A 16,702-nucleotide genomic window follows, 5' to 3' on the forward strand; every position below is an offset into this window, starting at 1 on the left:
GGGCCTGCGGTCTCAAGGAGAAGACTGGAAGATGGCGGCGGTGCGTGCAGGGTTCAACTGTACCTGCCCACGCGCCGCGGCCTTCACGGCGCGCCGGCCGCGCGCGTGTCCGGGCCCAGCTCGCGTCGCGTCCACTGGTCGATCAGGCGCTTCTCGTAACGCAGCGGATCGCTGTCCATCGGCCGGGCGCCCATCAGATACGACAGGTCCACCAGCTTGGCCTGGCCCTGGTCGACGACCTTGCCGCTGGCGTCGTGCAGGGTGTAGTCGAAGCTCAGGCGCGGCGGATAGATGTCCTTGAGGAAGCGGATGTGATCGGCCGACGGCCCGTGCCAGGGCTCGTACTCGCCGGCGCGATGGATGTCGGTGATGCGCACATCCAGCGTCTGCCCGGGCGGCAGCTGCTTGGCGGCGGCCTGGCGCAGATAGCCGGCCAGGTCGGTGACCCAGGTGCCGCGCTGGGCTTCCCAGCGGTTGGGGCTGTTGCGGATGTCGGTGAACTGCGCCGGATCGGTCCAGGACACCGACACCGGTCCCTGCGCGGGCAGGGCGCGGGGCAGGTTCGGGTCGGTGACGTTGGACTGCGCGGCCAGCGCCGGCAGGCTGAGGGCGGCCAGCAGCACGCTGGCGAAGAGGGCAGAGCGCTTCATGACGGAACTCCCGCCTTGGGGGATGCGCCGATGCTACGCCCGTGCCCCTGAAGTTGCGCCGGCCGCCGGGGCTTGCGCGCGCCGCGTTTGGCCGGCGTTATGCCGCGCCTTCCGCACTTGGGTGGGAGCAACTGTCTCCCAGATCGAGTCGCAGCCTCCTTGTAGAGCGTAGCTTGTGGCAATCCCCTCTTGGGGACTCCGCTGCTCTTCGTTCGGTTTGCGGAAAAGGCCCCAGCGGAGTCCCCAAGAGGGGATTGCCACAAGCTACGCTCTACGGGTGGGACCCTTGTGGCCATTTTTGCCAATGGCGGCGATGTGGCGTTCCCGAAATTTCGGGGCTTCCACCGGTGGAGCCCCATCGCCGCCATGGCGGCTCTCACCAGGCACCAAAGGGAAGACTGCGGCTTGGACTAGACTCGGCGCCTTGCATCGATGTCATTCGCCTGCGCACGGGAGCCTGCCATGCATCACGCCACCGGGACCTTCGAGGTCAAGCTGCAGCCCCAGGGCGGGATCGGCCCGGAGGCGGACGATGGCAACAGCCTCTCGCGCCTGTCGCTGGACAAGCGCTTCAGCGGCGACCTGGTCGGCACCGGCGTCGGCGAGATGCTGGCCGCGCGCGCCGCGGTGCCGACATCGGCCTCGTACGTGGCCATCGAGCGGGTCACCGGCACGCTGGAGGGCAGGACCGGCAGCTTCGTGCTGGTGCATCGCGGCGTGATGCAGGGCGAGCGCCAGCAGTTGGAGGTGCAGGTCTCGCCCGGATCGGGCACCGGCGCGCTGGCTGGCATCACCGGCACGCTGGCCATCCGCATCGAGCACGGCCAGCACTTCTACGACCTGAGTTACGCGCTGCCCGACGCGGACTGAGCCGCCGCCGGCCCGTCACGATCCATCCACGGGCGCAGTTCGCACACTCGGGGGCCTTGCGGCGCCTGCCGCGTGCGAAGGACCCGTCATGGCCCGACCGATCTGGAGCGGCACCCTGACCTTCGGCCTGCTCAATGTGCCGGTCTCGCTGATGTCCGGCGAGCGCAAGGTCGATCTGCACTTCCGCATGCTCGATTCGCGCGACAAGTCGCCGATCCGCTTCGAGCGCGTCAATGCCGAGACCGGCGAGGAAGTGCCGTGGAAGGACATCGTCAAGGCCTTCGAATACGATAAGGGCAACTACGTCGTGGTCGAGCAGGAGGACATCAAGTCCGCCGCGCCGGAGGGCCATGAGTCGGTCGAGGTGGAGACTTTCGTCGACGCGTCCGAGATCGACGTGCGCTATTACGAGAAGCCCTACATCCTGGTGCCCGGCAAGAAGGCCGAGAAGGGCTATGTGCTGCTGCGCGAGACCCTGCGCGACACCGGCCAGGCCGGCATCGCGCGGGTGGTGATCCGCACCCGCCAGTACCTGTGCGCGGTGCTGCCGCAGGGCGACGCGCTGGTGCTGATGCTGCTGCGCTATCCGCAGGAGCTGGTCGCCCCGGACGACTACAAGCTGCCCAGCGGCAACGCCGGGGACTACCGCGTCTCGCCCAAGGAAATGGAGATGGCGCGCAAGCTGATCCAGTCCATGAGCGGGGAGTGGAAACCGGACGAGTACCACGACGAGTTCCGCGAGCGCCTGCAGGCCATCATCGCCGAGCGCATCCAGGCCAAGGGCGCCACCGCGAAGGTCGATGAGCCGGCGCAGCACGAGCGCGAGGGCGATGCCACCAACGTGGTCGACTTCATGGCCCTGCTGCAGAAGTCGCTGGGCGAGAACAAGCGCACGCCGGCCAAGAAGACCGCCACCGACCAGGTCGCCAAGCGCCCGGCCAAGGCCACCAAGGCGGTGAAGAAGGCGGCCAAGAAGACCGCCAAGAAGGCTCCCGCCAAGTCGGCCAAGAAGCCGGCGAAGAAGGCACCGCTGCGCAAGGCGGGCTAGGTGATCTGACATGTCGCTGCACGAGTACGCGCGCAAGCGCCGCTTCGACCAGACGCCCGAGCCGCGCGGCGACGGCAAGGTCGCGCGCCATCGGCCGATCTTCGTGGTGCAGCTGCATCACGCCTCCTCGCGCCATTACGACTTCCGTCTGGAGGCCGACGGCGTGCTCAAGAGCTGGGCCGTGCCCAAGGGCCCCTCGCTGCGCCCGGGCGAGAAGCGCCTGGCGGTGGAGGTAGAAGACCATCCGCTGGACTACGCGACCTTCGAGGGCGATATCCCCAAGGGCCACTACGGCGCCGGTCACGTGGACGTGTTCGACCACGGGCACTGGGCCTGCGAGGGCGATCCGCTGGCGGCGATCGCGGCGGGCAAGCTGGACTTCGTGCTCAGCGGCGACAAGCTCGGCGGCGCCTGGAAGCTGGTGCGCACGCAGATGAAAGGCCGGCAGAAGCAATGGCTGCTGATCAAGCGCGACGACGCGTTCGCGGCCGATGCGGAGGCCGACGACCTGGTCGATGGCGCCGCGTCCAAGCCGAACGTTCCGGCGCGGTCGAAGGCGCGCGCCAAGGCGGCGCGACCCCGCAAGGCCGCGCCGCGTGCCGCGAGCAAGCGCGGCGCCGATGTGCGCCGGCGCGCGCTGGCCCTGGAAGGCGCACGCGATGCGCCGTATCCGGCTGGCTTCGCCGCGCAGCTGTGCACGCTGCGCGCGCAGCCGCCGGCCGGCGAGGACTGGCTGCACGAGATCAAGTGGGACGGCTACCGGCTACTGGCCGACCTGGTCGATGGCCAGGTGCGGCTGCGCTCGCGCAACGGCCTGGACTGGAACGCCACCTTTCCCGAGGTGGTCGAGGCCGTGCACGCGCTGCCGGTGGACGACGCGCGCCTGGATGGCGAGCTGGTGGTGATCGACGAACAGGGCCGCAGCGATTTCGCCGCCCTGCAGCGCAGCATCGAGGGCACTTCCAAGGCGCCGCTGCGCTATCTGGTGTTCGACCTGCCCGGCGTGGCCGGCGTCGACATCAGCCGCGCGCCGCTGGCCGAGCGCAAGGCGCTGCTCAAGACGCTGATCGGCCCCAAGCCCGGCCTGATCGCCTACAGCGAGCATGTGATCGGCCATGGCCAGGAGGTCTTCGCCGCCAGTGGCAAGGCCGGGCTGGAAGGCATCGTCAGCAAGCGTGCCAATGCGCCGTATGTGGGTCAGCGCAGCGGCACCTGGATCAAGACCAAGCACGAGCAGTCCGACGAGTTCGCCATCGTCGGCTACACCCCGCCCAAGGGTGCGCGCACCGGTTTCGGCTCGCTGCTGCTGGCGCGTCCGCAGGACGGGGCGCTGCAGTACGTGGGCCGCGTCGGCACCGGCTTCGACGACGCGACGCTGACCGCGCTGCTGAAGACCCTCAAGCCCCTGCACACCGACAAGGCCGCCGTGGCGCTGCCGGCGCACGTGCCGTTCAACGCGCGCTCCGTGCACTGGGTCAGGCCGCAGCTGGTGGCCGAGGTGGCCTATCGCGGCTGGGGCAAGGAGGGTCTGCTGCGCCAGGCTGCCTTCCTGCGACTGCGCGAGGACAAGTCGATGGTGGACATCAAGCAGGACGCCGTCGCGCCGGAGCAGGCGGTGACGATCACCCATCCCGAGCGCGTCGTGTACCCGGCCGACGGCATCACCAAGGGCCAGGTCGCCGACTACTACCGCCGCATCGCACCGCTGCTGCTGCCCGAACTGGCGGGCCGGCCGCTGTCGCTGCTGCGCTGCCCGGATGGCGCCGGCGGGCAATGCTTCTTCCAGAAGCATCACGCCGCCGCGCTCGGTCCGGGCGTGCACGCGATCCCGCTGCGGCAGAAGAGCGGCAAGGAGGACTACCTCTACGTCGAGGATGTGGAAGGTGTGCTGGCGCTGGTGCAGATGAACACGCTGGAGCTGCATCCCTGGGGCTCGACCGTGGCCGCGCCGGAGCGGCCGGACCGGCTGGTGTTCGACCTCGATCCCGGGCCGGGCGTGTCCTGGGCGGCGACCAAGGACGCCGCGCGCGAGGTGCGCGAGAACCTGCGCCAGACCGGGCTGGAGAGCTTCGTACGCTTGTCCGGCGGCAAGGGGCTGCACGTGGTGGTGCCGATCACGCCGGGGCCGGATTGGGACACGGCCAAGGCCTTCTGCGAGGCCTTCGCCAATGCGATGGCCCAGCACCGACCGACGCTGTACATCGCCACGATGAGCAAGGCCAAGCGCGAGGGGCGGATCTTTATCGACTGGCTGCGCAACGGGCGCGGCAACACCAGCGTGTGCAGCTGGTCGCTGCGCGCCCGCGAGCACGCCACCGTGGCCGTGCCACTGCGCTGGGAGGACCTGGGTCGGATCACCTCGCCGGGCCAGTTCACCCTGGACAAGGCGCTGCAGCGCGCCGCGCGCCTCAAGGCCGATCCCTGGGCGGACATCGGCAAGATCAGGCAATCCCTGCCCAAGGGCTGAGGCGACGGTCCGTCCCACCGGCGCCGTTGAGGCGCGCGCCGCGGCGCGCTGCAATGCGCACCTGACTTGGCACAGGAGAAGGGCATGAGCGCGGTTCCCGACAGCATCGGCCGCCCGGTGCGCGTGGATTTCGTTTCCGACGTGGTCTGCCCGTGGTGCGCCATCGGCCTGGCCTCGCTGCTGACCGCCGCCCAGCGCATCGAGGGGCTGCAGCTGGACCTGCATTTCCAGCCGTTCGAACTGGACCCGGATCTGGCGCCCGGCGGCGAGGACCTGCAGCAGCGGCTGATGCGCAAGTACGGCATGAGCGCCGAGCAGTACAGGGCCAACAGCGAGGCGATCCGTGCGCGCGGGGCCGAGCTGGGTTTCGTCTTCGACCTGGACAAGCGCACGCGCAGCTTCAACACCTTCGATGCGCACCGGCTGCTGCACTGGGCCGGAGAACGGGACGATGCCCAGGCGCAGCTGCGGCTCAAGCAGGCGCTGCTGACGGCGTACTTCACCGAAGGCCGGGACGTGTCCGATCACGCGGTGCTCGTCGAGATCGTCGCGCAGGCCGGACTGCCGGCTGACGAGGCCCGCGCGGTGCTGGGCAGCGACCGCTACGCGCAGGCCGTGCGCCAGGACGAGGCGCACTGGCGCCAGGCCGGCATCAGCGCGGTGCCCTCGCTGGTGTTCAACCAGCAGCACCTGCTGCAGGGCGGCCAGCCGGTGGACACCTTCGAGCAGGCCCTGCGGCAGCTGTCGGGGATCGTGGGGTAGCGCCGACGCCTTCTGCATCAAGCGCTGGGAACCCGCCGTCCCTACCCGTGCCGCGACACCAGCACCGCCTCGCAGCCGGCCATGTCCATCACCACGCCACTGCGGATGCCGTGGCGCTGGTGCAGGGTGGCGGCGATCAGCGCGGCGGTGTGCAGCGCCTCCTCGCGATCCTCGAAGAACTGGCGGCCTTGGTCGCCTTCATAGAGCTGCCAGCCCTGTTCGCGCGCGGCGACGGTGAGCAGGAGACGCTGCATGGGGTCACCTCATGGCACCGGGGGATGCCGGAGGGCAGCGTGATCCGTGACGGAGTTGTCTACACTCGGGCGGCGCCCCGTCGCCGTGTAGGAAAAGTCCGATGCGTGCCGACCGCAGGCCTCGACGCGCCGTTACGGGGCCGTTCGCCAGCATCGCGGTCTTTCCCTCGACAAGACCCCGCGCATGAGCCAGCTCGCCGATCGCGTGCACACCGATCCGATCGAAATCGCACGTCTGGAAACCCTGATCACCGAACTCCCCTCCGAAGCCAGGGTCGTCCTGACCCTGGATGACGGGCGCGAGCTGCGCGGCACCGTGACCGTGCGGCCCACCGTACAGCTGTTCCGCGACTATGACGGCAACGAGGGCAACAACGCGCTGCTGCGCCTGGACGACATCGACCATCCCGCGCATGCGCAATACGTATGGCTGGACCAGGTGCGCAAGGTCGTGCCGCTGGGCACCTCCTGAGTCGCGCCGGCCCTGGCGAATCCGGGCGGGCAGGGCCCGCCCGGAACGCGGGCTTATTCGACCGGCTGGGGCGAGGCCTCGAAGCGCCGCGCGTAGCCGCGCTCCTCGGCGACCCGCTGGACTTCCTCGCTGGGCAGGTCAGGCGCGCCATAAACCGCGTAGACCACCGCGTCGTCCGGGGCGTGCTTGCCGACCAGGTGCAGGCGGTAGCGGGGATGGCCGGTATGGCCGTTCTCGGGGTAGTGGACCGGCGGCTGTGGGCCGTCCAGATCCATTTCGCTGTTGTCCACGACGCCACCGACAAACAGGGCACGCAACATGGGAACGCTCCGCTGGGGAAGTCGGTCCGATCATGGGTGGGGCGATGTTTCCCAGGCATGAAGCGGGCATTGGAGAAATGCGAAGACGGTCCCGGGGGCGCTGCAGCGACGCAGCCCCGTGCCGGGGTCCGGCACGGGCGAACCTTACTTCAGCATCGGCGCCAGCGCCGGCCAGACGTGGTCGCGGATCGCCGGCTGCGCGGCCGCGGTGGGGTGCAGGTTGTCGGGCTGGAAGTTGGCCCGATCGCTGGCGATGGGCTCGAGGAAGAACGGCACGAAGGCCGTCTTGTATTGTTTAGCCAGCGCACTGAACGTGTCGGCGAACCCCTGCGTGTAGTCGCGGCCCAGGTTGGGCGGCATGCGCATGCCCAGCACCAGCACCTTGGCCCCGGCGCCCTGCGAGGCCCGGATCATCTTGTCCAGATTGGCCTTGGTCTGCGCCAGCGGCAGGCCGCGCAGGCCGTCGTTGGCGCCCAGTTCGATCACCACCACTGCCGGCTTGACCCGCTGCAGCTGGGCGCCGATGCGTGCCGCGCCGCCGGCGCTGGTCTCGCCGCTGACGCTGGCGTTGACCAGCGTCCAGCCGGGCGCCTCGCGGCTGAGCTTGACCGAGGTCAGCGGCACCCAGCCCTCGCGCGGGCCCAGGCCGTAGCCTGCCGAGAGCGAGTCGCCCATCACCAGCACGGTCTTGCCGCCGGCAGGCGTTTGGGCCAACGCAGGTGGCATGAATGTCAGCACGCACAGCGCCAGCGCCCATTGCATGGCGCGCGCGATGGCCGCATAAGCTGAAGGCATTGTCATCTTTCCCGTTCCCGAAGACTTTCTCATCATGGCCGACGCCGCCTTGCCGCACGCTGACACCTCCCTCACTTCCCGGCGCATGCCGGTGCTGCAGGTCCAGGCGCTGGGCAAGCAGGTTCGACTGCCCGGCAGCACGCTGACCATCCTCGACGCTGTGTCCTTCGAGATCGCTCCTGGCGATACGGTGGCCATCGTCGGCGCCTCGGGCTCGGGCAAGAGCACGCTGCTCTCGCTGCTGGCCGGGCTGGATGTGCCCAGCAGCGGCACGGTCACGCTCGACGGGGCGGTGCTCTCGGCGCTGGACGAGGACGGGCGGGCGAAGGTGCGCGGGGAGAAGGTGGGCTTCGTGTTCCAAAACTTCCAGCTGCTGCCCTCGCTGACGGCGCTGGAGAACGTGATGCTGCCGCTGGAGCTGCGCGGCGATGCCGATCCACAGGCCCCGGCCGAACGCATCCTGGACGAGGTCGGCCTGTCCGGTCGCCTGGGCCACTACCCGCGCCAGCTGTCCGGCGGCGAGCAGCAGCGCGTGGCGCTGGCGCGCGCCTTCGTGACCCGGCCGGCGCTGCTGTTCGCCGACGAGCCCACCGGCAACCTGGACCAGCGCACCGGTCATGCCATCGAGGAACTGCTGTTCGCGCTCAACGCCCAGGCCGGCACCACGCTGGTGCTGGTCACCCACGATGAGGCGCTGGCCGCGCGCTGCACGCGCGTGCTGCGCCTGGACAACGGCGTGCTGGTGGCCGGCGCATGAACACCTTGCGCCTGGCCTGGCGCCAGCTGCGGCGCGACCTGGTCGCGGGCGAGATCCGCATCCTGCTGGCCGCGCTGGTGCTGGCGGTGGTGGCGGTGAGTTCGGTGGGCTTCGTCACCGACCGCGCCGGGCGCGCGCTGGCGATCGAAGCCAACCGCCTGCTCGGCGGCGATGTGGTGGTGCGCGGCGATGCGCCCATCGGCGGCACGATCCTGGAGGGGGCCAAGGCCAGCGGCCTGCGCAGCGCGCAGACCACCGAGCTCAACACCATGATTCGCGTCGGGCAGGGCGAGGACGCGCAACTGCGGCTGGGCGATCTGCGCGCGCTGGGCGCGGGCTTTCCGCTGCGCGGCAGCTTCACCCTGGTCGATGCGGCCACGCCCGGCGAGCACCCGGCCGCGGCATCCCCGCGCGCGGCACGCTGTGGATGACCCGCGCCGGCGCCGACACGCTGGGCGCCAGGCTCGGCGATCGCGTCAGCCTGGGCGATGCGACGCTGACGCTGGTCGCGCTGGTGACCCAGGAGCCCGATGCCGCGCTGGATTACTTCAACGTCGCGCCCAAGGTCTTCCTCAACGCCGACGACCTGCCCGCCACCGGGCTGGTGCAGCTGGGCAGCCGCATCGGCTACCGGCTGGTGGTGGCCGGCGACGCCGGCGCGGTGGAGCGCTTCACCGCGACCGCGCGTGAGGCGCTGGGTCGCGGCCAGCGCCTGGAGACCATCCAGGACGCGCGCCCGGAAGTGCGCTCGGCGCTGGATCGCGCCAGCCGCTTCCTCGGCCTGGCCGCGCTGGTCTCGGTGATCCTGGCGGCGGTGGCCGTGGCGATGGCCGCGCGCCGGCACAGCGAGCGGCACCTGTCCGGTGTGGCGGTCATGCGCTGCCTGGGCGCGCAGCAGTCGCGGCTGGTCGGCATCCACGTGGGCGAGCTGGTCCTGCTGGGGCTGATCGCCTGCACGGTCGGCGTGGCCATCGCCTTCGCCCTGCAGTGGGCCATCGGCGGCTGGCTGGCCCAAGCCTTGAAGGTGGCGATCCCGCCGGCGGGCTGGCTGCCGGTGCTGCGCGGCTACGGCGTCGGCCTGGTCGTGCTGCTGGCCTTCGGCGCGCCGCCGGTGCTGGCGCTGCGCCGGGTGCCGGCGCTGCGCGTGCTGCGCCGGGACCTGGACCCGACCGAACCCAGCGCCTGGCTGGTCGGGCTGGCCGGCCTGATCGGCCTGGGCGCGCTGCTGTGGTGGCAGGCCGGCTCGGCCACGCTGGGCCTGGCCATGCTGGCCGGCATCGCCGCCACGCTGGCGGTGCTGGCCGGGCTGGCGCTGCTGCTGATCCTGGCCGTGCGCCGCCTGCGTCGCCGCCTGCGCGGTGCGCTGCGCTACGGGCTGGCCAACGTCAGCCGCCGCGCCGGTACCGGCATCGCGCAGATCGCCGCCCTGGGCCTGGGGCTGATGGCCCTGCTGCTGCTGACCTTCGTGCGCACCGACCTGCTCAACCGCTGGCAGGTGGCGCTGCAGGCCGATGCGCCCAACCGCTTCATCATCAACGTGCAGGACGACCAGGTGCCGTCGGTGTCCGAGTTCATCGCCCGCCAGGGCCTGGGCGCGCCGACGCTGTTCCCGATGGTGCGCGGCCGCCTGGTGACCCATAACGGCGAGGCGACCAGCGGCGCCCGCTACGCCGACGAGGAGGCGCGGCGCCGCGCCGAACGCGAGTTCAATCTCTCCACCGCGGCCACGCTGCGCGAGGACAACAAGGTGACCGCCGGCCGGTTCTGGGGGGCGGCGCCAACGTCGGGCACCGAGCTGTCCGTCGAGGAGGGTTTCGCCGAGCAGCTGGGCTGGAAGCTCGGCGACACGGTCAGCTTCGATATCGCCGGTCAGACGTTGCAAGGCAGGATCACCAGCCTGCGCAAGGTGGACTGGGAGAGCTTCAAGCCCAACTTCTTCGTGCTGGTCTCGCCCGGCGTGCTGCAGGACTACGCGGCCAGCCACATCACCGCCGTGCGCGTGCCGCCCGACCATCCGCGCTTCACCGCGCAGCTGGTGCAGGCCTTCCCCAACCTGTCGGTGATCGACATCGACCAGGTGCTGACCCAGGTGCGCAGCACCGCCGACCAGGTCAGCACGGTGGTGCAGGTGGTGTTCTGGTTCTCGCTGGCGGCCGGCCTGCTGGTGCTGATGGCCGCGGTCAGCGCCAGCCAGGACGAGCGCCTGCTCGAGGGCGGGGTGATGCGCGTGCTCGGCGGCAGCCGGCGCCAGCTGCGCGCCGCGCAGGCCTCCGAGTTCGCCGCCATCGGCCTGCTCTCCGGCCTGGTGGCGGCCATCGCCGCCTCGGTGCTGTCCGGAGTGGTCGCGGTGCGGGTGTTCGACCTGCCGTGGCAGCCGAACTGGACGCTGGCCGTGGTCGGCGGCGCGCTGGGCATGCTGGCCGCGCTGATCGCCGGCCTGATCGCCACGCGCAAGGTGCTCGACGCCCCGCCGTCGGTGACGCTGCGCGAGCTGCAGGGGTAGGGCCGCTCCCCTGTAGAGCGGAGCTTGCTCCGCTGGGGCTTTCCCAAGAACCGAACGAAGAGCAGCGGAGTCCCCAAGAGGGGATTGCCACAAGCTCCGCTCTACAGGCAGGCGGCGAGGTGATGCTCCCGCAGCGCGGCGCCGCCGCTCGTTCACCCTGCACCGACTGCCGTCTTCACACAATCGCGGACCTGTCTCAAGGCCTGGCCCGCATGACCGAACCATCCGCGTCCGCTCCCGGCGATCCGTCCGCCGCCCCGCACAGCGAGGGCGCGATGGAGCGGCGCAAGCAGATCATGAAGTTCCTGTTCCGGTACCGCCGTTCCGGTGTGTTTTCCGGCTTCTCGCAGGACGCGCTGCTGCAGGCCGCCACCGTCGACGACGGCACGCCGGACGAGTTCAGCCGCGACCTCGAGGCGCTGGGCCCGACCTTCATCAAGCTGGGCCAGATGCTGTCCACGCGCCCGGACATCGTGCCGCCGGCCTACGCGGTGGCGCTGGAGCGCATGCAGGAGGACGTCTCGCCGGTGCCGGCCGAGCAGATCCGCCTGGCGCTGGAGGCCGAGCTGGGCGTTCGCCTGAGCAAGATCTTCGAGGACTTCGATCCTGAGCCGCTGGGCACCGCCTCGCTGGCGCAGGTGCACCGCGCCGTGCTGCGCGACGGCACGGTGGTGGCGGTGAAGGTGCAGAAGCCCGGCGTGGCCCAGCGCCTGCTGTCGGACCTGTCGATGCTGCGCTCGATCGCCGGCGCGGCCGACCGGCTGACCAAGGTCGGTCGCAACCTGCGCTTCTCCGACTGGCTGGAGGAGTTCGGCCGCACCCTGGTGGCCGAGCTGGACTATGTGGCCGAGGCGGAGAACCTGGAGCGCTTCGCCACCCACCTGAAGGATCACCCGGAACTGCTGGTGCCGCGCCCGGTATGGGACCTGACCCGCCGCCGCGTGCTGACCATGGAACTGGTGCAGGGCGTGCGCGTGGACCAGATTTCGCCCCTGCGCCGCACCGAGCATTCGATGCTGCCGCTGTCGGCGGCGCTGCTGCGCGGCTACATCGACCAGATCTTCGTCTACGGCGAGATCCACGCCGACCCGCATCCGGGCAACCTGCGCGTCACCCCGGACAACCGGCTGGCGATCTTCGACCTGGGCATGGTCGCCAACGTGCCGCCGGGCCAGCGCGAGACCCTGCTCAAGCTGCTGTTCGCCGCGGTCGACGGGCGCGGCGAGCAGGTCGCGCGCGAGATGCTGGCCCTGGGCACGCAGCTGGAGGACTTCGACGGCGAGCGCTTCAACCGCGAGATCGGCCAGCTGATCAGCCGCTACTCCGCGCACAGCGCCACCAGCTCCGAAGGCCGCGTGGTGCTGGACCTGGTCCGCATCGCCATGGCCTGCGGCCTGCGCACGCCGCCGGAGCTGTCGATGCTGGGCAAGGCCCTGCTGAACCTGGACACGGTGTGCCGCGCGCTGTCGCCCGAGCTGGATGCCAAGGCCGTGGTCGAAGGCCATCTGCAGCACGTCATGCGCGCCCGCCTGCGCCAGTCGTTCTCCTCGCCCAACATGGCCAGCGAGCTGATGGACCTGCAGACGCTGGCCCGCGAAGGCCCGCGCCGCGTGTCGGACATCCTGGGCCTGCTTTCGGAGAACAAGATGCAGGTGCGCATCTCCGGGCTGGAGGAATCGCACCTGATGGAGAGCCTGCAGAAGATCGCCAACCGCGTGGCCGCCGGCGTGGTCACCGCCGCGCTGATCCTGGCCTCGGCGCTGATGATGCGCATCCCCACCGCCAGCACGCTGTTCGGCTATCCCACCATCGCCCTGATCCTGTTCTTCATCGGCGCCGTGCTCGGTGCCAGCATCGTGATCAGCGCGCTGCTGGGGGATCGGAAGGTCAGGAGCAGATAAAGGCGATCCCCTGCGATGGTTTCCGGTAAGCCCCGCCCGCCTTTTGCCAAGTGTGAGCTTGGTCAAGCGTCGATAGCGTCACATTGCGTCAACCTGAACCATCTCGGGCCTCTCGCGCGCCGGATTGCTGTCATTGATAGGGTCGCGACAGTTGGTAAGATCCCGTCCTGAGCCCCGGGCCGACACCCCTCAGGTCGCGGTCGCCGGCTGCGAGGCTGTTTTCCGGACATGGAGGTGGAGCATGAAGCTGCATTGGACACTGTCGCTGTTGATCCTGTTGGCGTGCCAGGCGCATGCGCAGAACTCGATCGGTTACCGCAAGGATTCGCGTCAGGACGATCCGTTCGTGTTCTGTACCGAAGGCTGGAAGCGCAACGGCAACTGGGGCAACACCGCCTGGAATCCGACGTATCCCTTCACCGGCCGTGGTGCGTTCATGATTCACTTCCTGCCTTGGTGTCCAGTTCCGCATCCGGGTAATACCAAGTGTCCGGTCAGCTTCGGGTGGTTCCAGCCGCGTCCCTGGACCAATGACGATTGGAAAGGCTTTTTAGCCTATGAGACCGTGTGCCCCATCGGCAGACAGCCTGGTAACTGGGACGGAAAAGGCAAGGCCAAGGATACGCCCACGCGTCACTAGCGCTTGCGACCATTCAAAAACAAAGAGCCCCGCATGGGGCTCTTTTTGCGAGCGGTCCAAGGCCTTGCTGCCTCAGGGTGCGTTCTCGTTGAGAATGAACTCGCTCTTTGACAGGCGGCCATCGTGGTCCTGGTCCAGCCCATCGAACATGTTGGCCGAGTACCAGCGCTTGAACTCGTCCCAGGAGATGGCGCCGTCCTTGTCGGTATCCATCAGCGATAGGTTGGCATTCACGCCGCGGGCGACCTCGGAAGCGGGCAGGCCCTGGAACTTCGCGGCCATCTCCGCCTGGGACAGCCGGCCGTCGCCGTCGGTGTCATAGCGTTTGAAGCTCTTCAGATTGGCCGCTTCGTCCTCGGCCTTGTCGACAAAACCATCCTTGTTGGTATCTGCCAGATCGAAGATGGTGACCTGTTGCGCCATGGCCGATGGCGCAATGGCGCACAGCAGGGCAACGGCAGAGGTCAGCGTGCTTGCTTTGATCTTCATGCTCCATCCTTAGACATTCGCGATGTGGCCGGGAAGGTAGCACCGGGCCAGTTGCAAGCTCAAGCGCGGCCCTGGCGTGTCCGTCGCCCCTGTATCGACGCCTCGCGCGAGTATTGGGATGAAGGGCACGCCTTGCGCTGGAGTGCGATGGATCCGGACAGCCGAGCCGGCGCCGCCATCGAGTGCTTAGCGGGCACAACCCTGAGGCACCCCCTCATCTCGGGCTCCATAGCGTGCATTCGATTTAAAATGGGGCTCCCGTCGCGCTTATGCGTTCTCTCCCCTTGCCGATATCCGATCTTCCTCTCGAGGCCCTCGCGCACGCCCTGAGCGCGAACCGCCTCGCCGGCCAAGCCGGCCAGACCCTCTTCCTGCGCGCGCGCCCCGGCGCGGCCTTGCGCGGCCTTGGGCTGGCGCTGCGGTGTACGCAGACCTTCAAGCCGGTGTTCGACGCGCTGCAACGCGACGGGTTCGAGGTCGAGGCCGAAGACGCGCCCGTCGCACCGGCACCGCTGGTCCTGCTCCTGCCCCCGCGCCAGAAGGAAGAAACGCGCGCGCTGCTGGCGCAGGCGGTGCTGCGCTGCGCGCCCGGCGGGCGGGTGGTGGCGAGCGTGGCCAACGACGAGGGCGCCAAGTCGGTGGAGAAGGATCTGGCGCGGTTGACCGGGCTGGGCGGCTCGCTGGCCAAGCACCATTGCCGCGTGTTCTGGAGCCCGCCGCTGGATGGCTCGCACGATGCGGCACTGCTGGCCGAATGGCAGCAGCTGGACCGGATCCGGCCGATCCTCTGCGGGCGGTTCCGCAGCCGTCCGGGTGTGTTCGCCTGGGACCGGATCGATCCGGCCTCGCAGCTGCTGGCCGATGCGCTGCCGGCCAACCTGCGCGGCAGCGCGGCCGATCTTGGGGCCGGCTGGGGCTTCCTGGCCGATGCGCTGCTGACGCGCTGCGCAGGCATCTCCGCGCTGGATCTGTTCGAGGCCGAGCAGCGCGCGCTGGCGCTGGCCGAGCAGAACCTGATGTCGCACGCCCAGCGCGTGGCCCTGGGCTTCCACTGGCACGACGTGGCGGTCGGCCTGCCGAAGAAGTACGACGTCATCGTCAGCAATCCGCCGTTCCATGCACTGGCGCGCGGCGAGCGGCCGGACATCGGCCGGCGCTTCATCGAGGTGGCGGCGTCCTCGCTGAACCGCAACGGCCAGCTCTGGCTGGTCGCCAACCGGCATCTGCCCTACGAGGCCGTGCTGGAAGCGCGCTTCGAACAGGTGCGCGTGGCCGCCGAGAGCGCGGGCTTCAAGGTCATCGCTGCCACCGGGGCGCGCGCATGAAGATCGTGCGCCATATCGCCAACCTCGGCTACGGCAGCCGCAAGCAGGTGCAGGCCCTGTTCCGTGAGGGCCGGGTCACCGATGCGGCGGGCGAGGTGCTCTACACCGACGATCCGGTCGACCACGACGCGATCCGCATCGACGGGGAACCGCTCGATCCCGCGCCGGGCCTGTGCGTGCTGCTGCACAAGCCGGTCGGCTACACCTGTTCGACCAAGGACGCCGGGCGCCTGGTCTACGACCTGTTGCCCACGCGCTGGCGCCAGCGCGATCCGGTGCTGTCCACGGTCGGGCGCCTGGACCGCCAGACCAGCGGCCTGTTGCTGCTCACCGACGACGGCGGCCTGCTGCACCGGATCATCTCGCCCAAGGCGCAGCTGCCGAAGGTCTACGAGGCCACGCTGGCGCAGGATCTGCGCGGCGATGAGGCGCAGACCTTCGCCAGCGGCACGCTGTTGCTGGAATCCGATCCCAAGCCGCTGATGCCGGCCGAACTGGACGTCATCGCCCCGCGCCAGGTGCGCCTGACCCTGCACGAGGGCCGCTACCACCAGGTGCGGCGCATGTTCGCCGCGGTCGGCAACCATGTCGAGACGCTGCACCGCAGCCGCATCGGCGGGCTGGCGCTGGGCGATCTGCCCGAAGGCCAGTGGCGCGCGCTGGACGCGGCCGACCTCAACACTCTGTTCGCCGGAGCCAAGGAATGAAGGCCGACGTCGCCGCACTGTCCTTCCTGCCCGAGGCGGTGATCTTCGACATGGATGGACTGATGCTCGACAGCGAGCGCGCCTCGCTGCGCTGCTGGAGCCGCGCGGCGTGCGAGGCGGGCTTCGAGATCGAGGACGACTACTGGCTGCGCATGGTCGGGCACAGCACCGCCGCCTGCGAGGCGATCCTACGCGAGCGCCTGGACGACGCGCAGATCGAAGCGCTGCTGGCGCGCTGTCATGTGCTGTACCACGAGGAAGTCGAAGCTGGGGTTCCACTGCGGCCCGGCATCGTGGCGCTGCTGCAGTGGCTGCAGCAGCAGGGCATTCCGCGCGGCGTGGCGACCTCCACGCGCCGGCCGCTGGCGCCGCGCAAGCTGGAGAACGCGGGGCTGCTGGACTACTTCGATGCGGTCACCGCCGGCAACGACGTCAGCCGGCCCAAGCCGGCGCCGGACATCTATCTGCTCGCCGCACAGCGCCTGGGCGCCGACCCCGCGCGCTGCCTGGCGCTGGAGGATTCGCCGGCCGGCGTCACCGCCGCGCTGGCCGCGGGCATGACGGTGATCCAGGTGCCCGATCTGGTGATGCCGGACGAGGCCTTGCGCGCGCGCGGCCATCGCATCGTGGCCTCGCTCACCGACGCCCAACGCCTGCTGGAAGCGCGCCTGGCCGGCGACTGACGCCACCCGCGAGGACGCACGCCAGGACGCGTGCAAATGCAAGGGCGACGTGCGCGCCG

At 69.8% G+C, this 16,702-nt stretch carries 18 protein-coding genes; 13 read left to right on the forward strand and 5 right to left on the reverse strand.

The window, feature by feature from the left end:
- Nucleotides 1-83: 83 nt before the first annotated feature.
- The gene (locus EAT51_RS06120; RefSeq protein ID WP_130515055.1) at nucleotides 84-650 is read right to left on the reverse strand and encodes a DUF3016 domain-containing protein; all 567 of its coding nucleotides are present in this window, start codon (nucleotides 648-650) and stop codon (nucleotides 84-86) included.
- A gap of 462 nt (nucleotides 651-1,112) precedes the next feature.
- Here EAT51_RS06120 and EAT51_RS06125 point away from each other — a divergent pair, with 462 nt between their 5' ends.
- The 4 genes from EAT51_RS06125 to EAT51_RS06140 all read left to right on the forward strand — a co-directional run bounded on the left by EAT51_RS06125 (nucleotide 1,113) and on the right by EAT51_RS06140 (nucleotide 5,797).
- Nucleotides 1,113-1,520: a DUF3224 domain-containing protein gene (locus EAT51_RS06125; RefSeq protein WP_130515057.1), complete on the forward strand. Its 408-nt coding sequence runs from the start codon at nucleotides 1,113-1,115 to the stop codon at nucleotides 1,518-1,520.
- Nucleotides 1,521-1,608: 88 nt separating this feature from the next.
- Nucleotides 1,609-2,568 carry a non-homologous end joining protein Ku gene (gene ku, locus EAT51_RS06130; protein WP_130515059.1) on the forward strand — a complete coding sequence of 320 codons (960 nt, stop codon included), beginning with the start codon at nucleotides 1,609-1,611 and terminating at the stop codon, nucleotides 2,566-2,568.
- A gap of 10 nt (nucleotides 2,569-2,578) precedes the next feature.
- Complete coding sequence (ligD, locus tag EAT51_RS06135) at nucleotides 2,579-5,035, forward strand: DNA ligase D (protein WP_130561410.1); 2,457 nt, start codon at nucleotides 2,579-2,581, stop codon at nucleotides 5,033-5,035.
- An 84-nt stretch (nucleotides 5,036-5,119) separates the two neighbouring features.
- Nucleotides 5,120-5,797 (forward strand): DsbA family oxidoreductase, encoded by a 678-nt coding sequence (locus EAT51_RS06140; protein WP_205953463.1) that lies wholly within the window; start codon nucleotides 5,120-5,122, stop codon nucleotides 5,795-5,797.
- A 41-nt stretch (nucleotides 5,798-5,838) separates the two neighbouring features.
- On the opposite strand, the gene EAT51_RS06145 is transcribed toward EAT51_RS06140, so the two are convergent.
- A complete protein-coding gene (locus EAT51_RS06145; protein WP_130515063.1) occupies nucleotides 5,839-6,051 on the reverse strand; it encodes a hypothetical protein in 213 nt (70 codons plus the stop codon).
- 184 nt (nucleotides 6,052-6,235) lie between these two features.
- Between EAT51_RS06145 and EAT51_RS06150 the strand changes: the two genes are divergently transcribed.
- The gene (locus EAT51_RS06150; RefSeq protein ID WP_130515065.1) at nucleotides 6,236-6,523 is read left to right on the forward strand and encodes a DUF3247 family protein; all 288 of its coding nucleotides are present in this window, start codon (nucleotides 6,236-6,238) and stop codon (nucleotides 6,521-6,523) included.
- 53 nt (nucleotides 6,524-6,576) lie between these two features.
- On the opposite strand, the gene EAT51_RS06155 is transcribed toward EAT51_RS06150, so the two are convergent.
- Complete coding sequence (locus tag EAT51_RS06155) at nucleotides 6,577-6,840, reverse strand: hypothetical protein (protein WP_165394625.1); 264 nt, start codon at nucleotides 6,838-6,840, stop codon at nucleotides 6,577-6,579.
- 147 nt (nucleotides 6,841-6,987) lie between these two features.
- Nucleotides 6,988-7,638, reverse strand: a complete 651-nt coding sequence (locus tag EAT51_RS06160; protein WP_130515069.1) for an arylesterase — start codon at nucleotides 7,636-7,638, stop codon at nucleotides 6,988-6,990.
- Between the two features lie 34 nt (nucleotides 7,639-7,672).
- On the opposite strand from EAT51_RS06160, the gene EAT51_RS06165 reads away from it, so the two are divergent.
- The 5 genes from EAT51_RS06165 (at nucleotide 7,673) to EAT51_RS06180 (ending at nucleotide 13,439) form a co-directional block, all read left to right on the forward strand.
- Entirely contained in the window at nucleotides 7,673-8,395 is a 723-nt protein-coding gene (locus tag EAT51_RS06165; RefSeq protein ID WP_130523811.1) for an ABC transporter ATP-binding protein, read from the forward strand.
- A complete protein-coding gene (locus EAT51_RS20405; RefSeq protein WP_205965161.1) occupies nucleotides 8,392-8,826 on the forward strand; it encodes a hypothetical protein in 435 nt (144 codons plus the stop codon). Before EAT51_RS06165 ends, EAT51_RS20405 begins: the two co-directional genes overlap by 4 nt.
- On the forward strand, nucleotides 8,823-10,898 hold the full coding sequence (locus EAT51_RS06170; protein WP_205965162.1) for an ABC transporter permease: 2,076 nt from the start codon (nucleotides 8,823-8,825) through the stop codon (nucleotides 10,896-10,898). The genes EAT51_RS20405 and EAT51_RS06170 overlap by 4 nt, the downstream gene beginning before the upstream one ends.
- 212 nt (nucleotides 10,899-11,110) lie before the next feature.
- Nucleotides 11,111-12,799 (forward strand): ABC1 kinase family protein, encoded by a 1,689-nt coding sequence (locus tag EAT51_RS06175; RefSeq protein WP_130515076.1) that lies wholly within the window; start codon nucleotides 11,111-11,113, stop codon nucleotides 12,797-12,799.
- A 241-nt stretch (nucleotides 12,800-13,040) separates the two neighbouring features.
- Entirely contained in the window at nucleotides 13,041-13,439 is a 399-nt protein-coding gene (locus tag EAT51_RS06180; RefSeq protein WP_130515078.1) for a hypothetical protein, read from the forward strand.
- Between the two features lie 72 nt (nucleotides 13,440-13,511).
- On the opposite strand, the gene EAT51_RS06185 is transcribed toward EAT51_RS06180, so the two are convergent.
- Entirely contained in the window at nucleotides 13,512-13,928 is a 417-nt protein-coding gene (locus EAT51_RS06185; RefSeq protein ID WP_130515080.1) for an EF-hand domain-containing protein, read from the reverse strand.
- Nucleotides 13,929-14,197: 269 nt separating this feature from the next.
- Here EAT51_RS06185 and EAT51_RS06190 point away from each other — a divergent pair, with 269 nt between their 5' ends.
- From EAT51_RS06190 to EAT51_RS06200, 3 genes are read left to right on the forward strand one after another with little or no spacing between them, the layout of a single operon-like run.
- A complete protein-coding gene (locus EAT51_RS06190; RefSeq protein ID WP_130515081.1) occupies nucleotides 14,198-15,253 on the forward strand; it encodes a class I SAM-dependent methyltransferase in 1,056 nt (351 codons plus the stop codon).
- Nucleotides 15,250-15,960: a pseudouridine synthase gene (locus tag EAT51_RS06195; protein WP_130515083.1), complete on the forward strand. Its 711-nt coding sequence runs from the start codon at nucleotides 15,250-15,252 to the stop codon at nucleotides 15,958-15,960. The genes EAT51_RS06190 and EAT51_RS06195 overlap by 4 nt, the downstream gene beginning before the upstream one ends.
- Nucleotides 15,957-16,643 (forward strand): HAD family hydrolase, encoded by a 687-nt coding sequence (locus EAT51_RS06200; protein WP_130561411.1) that lies wholly within the window; start codon nucleotides 15,957-15,959, stop codon nucleotides 16,641-16,643. Before EAT51_RS06195 ends, EAT51_RS06200 begins: the two co-directional genes overlap by 4 nt.
- Nucleotides 16,644-16,702 lie beyond the last annotated feature (59 nt).

This window comes from Pseudoxanthomonas winnipegensis, assembly GCF_004283755.1.
Classification (GTDB): Bacteria; Pseudomonadota; Gammaproteobacteria; order Xanthomonadales; family Xanthomonadaceae; genus Pseudoxanthomonas_A; species Pseudoxanthomonas_A winnipegensis.

Excerpts from the sequence above, each read along its gene's own strand:
- EAT51_RS06190 (WP_130515081.1), top strand. The coding sequence starts at position 14,198 with ATGCGTTCTCTCCCCTTGCCGATATCCGATCTTCCTCTCGAGGCCCTC.
- EAT51_RS20405 (WP_205965161.1), top strand. The coding sequence starts at position 8,392 with ATGAACACCTTGCGCCTGGCCTGGCGCCAGCTGCGGCGCGACCTGGTC.
- EAT51_RS06195 (WP_130515083.1), top strand. The coding sequence starts at position 15,250 with ATGAAGATCGTGCGCCATATCGCCAACCTCGGCTACGGCAGCCGCAAG.
- EAT51_RS06160 (WP_130515069.1), bottom strand. The coding sequence starts at position 7,638 with ATGCCTTCAGCTTATGCGGCCATCGCGCGCGCCATGCAATGGGCGCTG.
- EAT51_RS06165 (WP_130523811.1), top strand. The coding sequence starts at position 7,673 with ATGGCCGACGCCGCCTTGCCGCACGCTGACACCTCCCTCACTTCCCGG.
- EAT51_RS06180 (WP_130515078.1), top strand. The coding sequence starts at position 13,041 with ATGAAGCTGCATTGGACACTGTCGCTGTTGATCCTGTTGGCGTGCCAG.
- EAT51_RS06200 (WP_130561411.1), top strand. The coding sequence starts at position 15,957 with ATGAAGGCCGACGTCGCCGCACTGTCCTTCCTGCCCGAGGCGGTGATC.
- ku (WP_130515059.1), top strand. The coding sequence starts at position 1,609 with ATGGCCCGACCGATCTGGAGCGGCACCCTGACCTTCGGCCTGCTCAAT.
- EAT51_RS06145 (WP_130515063.1), bottom strand. The coding sequence starts at position 6,051 with ATGCAGCGTCTCCTGCTCACCGTCGCCGCGCGCGAACAGGGCTGGCAG.
- EAT51_RS06125 (WP_130515057.1), top strand. The coding sequence starts at position 1,113 with ATGCATCACGCCACCGGGACCTTCGAGGTCAAGCTGCAGCCCCAGGGC.
- EAT51_RS06120 (WP_130515055.1), bottom strand. The coding sequence starts at position 650 with ATGAAGCGCTCTGCCCTCTTCGCCAGCGTGCTGCTGGCCGCCCTCAGC.
- EAT51_RS06175 (WP_130515076.1), top strand. The coding sequence starts at position 11,111 with ATGACCGAACCATCCGCGTCCGCTCCCGGCGATCCGTCCGCCGCCCCG.
- EAT51_RS06150 (WP_130515065.1), top strand. The coding sequence starts at position 6,236 with ATGAGCCAGCTCGCCGATCGCGTGCACACCGATCCGATCGAAATCGCA.
- EAT51_RS06140 (WP_205953463.1), top strand. The coding sequence starts at position 5,120 with ATGAGCGCGGTTCCCGACAGCATCGGCCGCCCGGTGCGCGTGGATTTC.
- ligD (WP_130561410.1), top strand. The coding sequence starts at position 2,579 with ATGTCGCTGCACGAGTACGCGCGCAAGCGCCGCTTCGACCAGACGCCC.
- EAT51_RS06170 (WP_205965162.1), top strand. The coding sequence starts at position 8,823 with ATGACCCGCGCCGGCGCCGACACGCTGGGCGCCAGGCTCGGCGATCGC.
- EAT51_RS06185 (WP_130515080.1), bottom strand. The coding sequence starts at position 13,928 with ATGAAGATCAAAGCAAGCACGCTGACCTCTGCCGTTGCCCTGCTGTGC.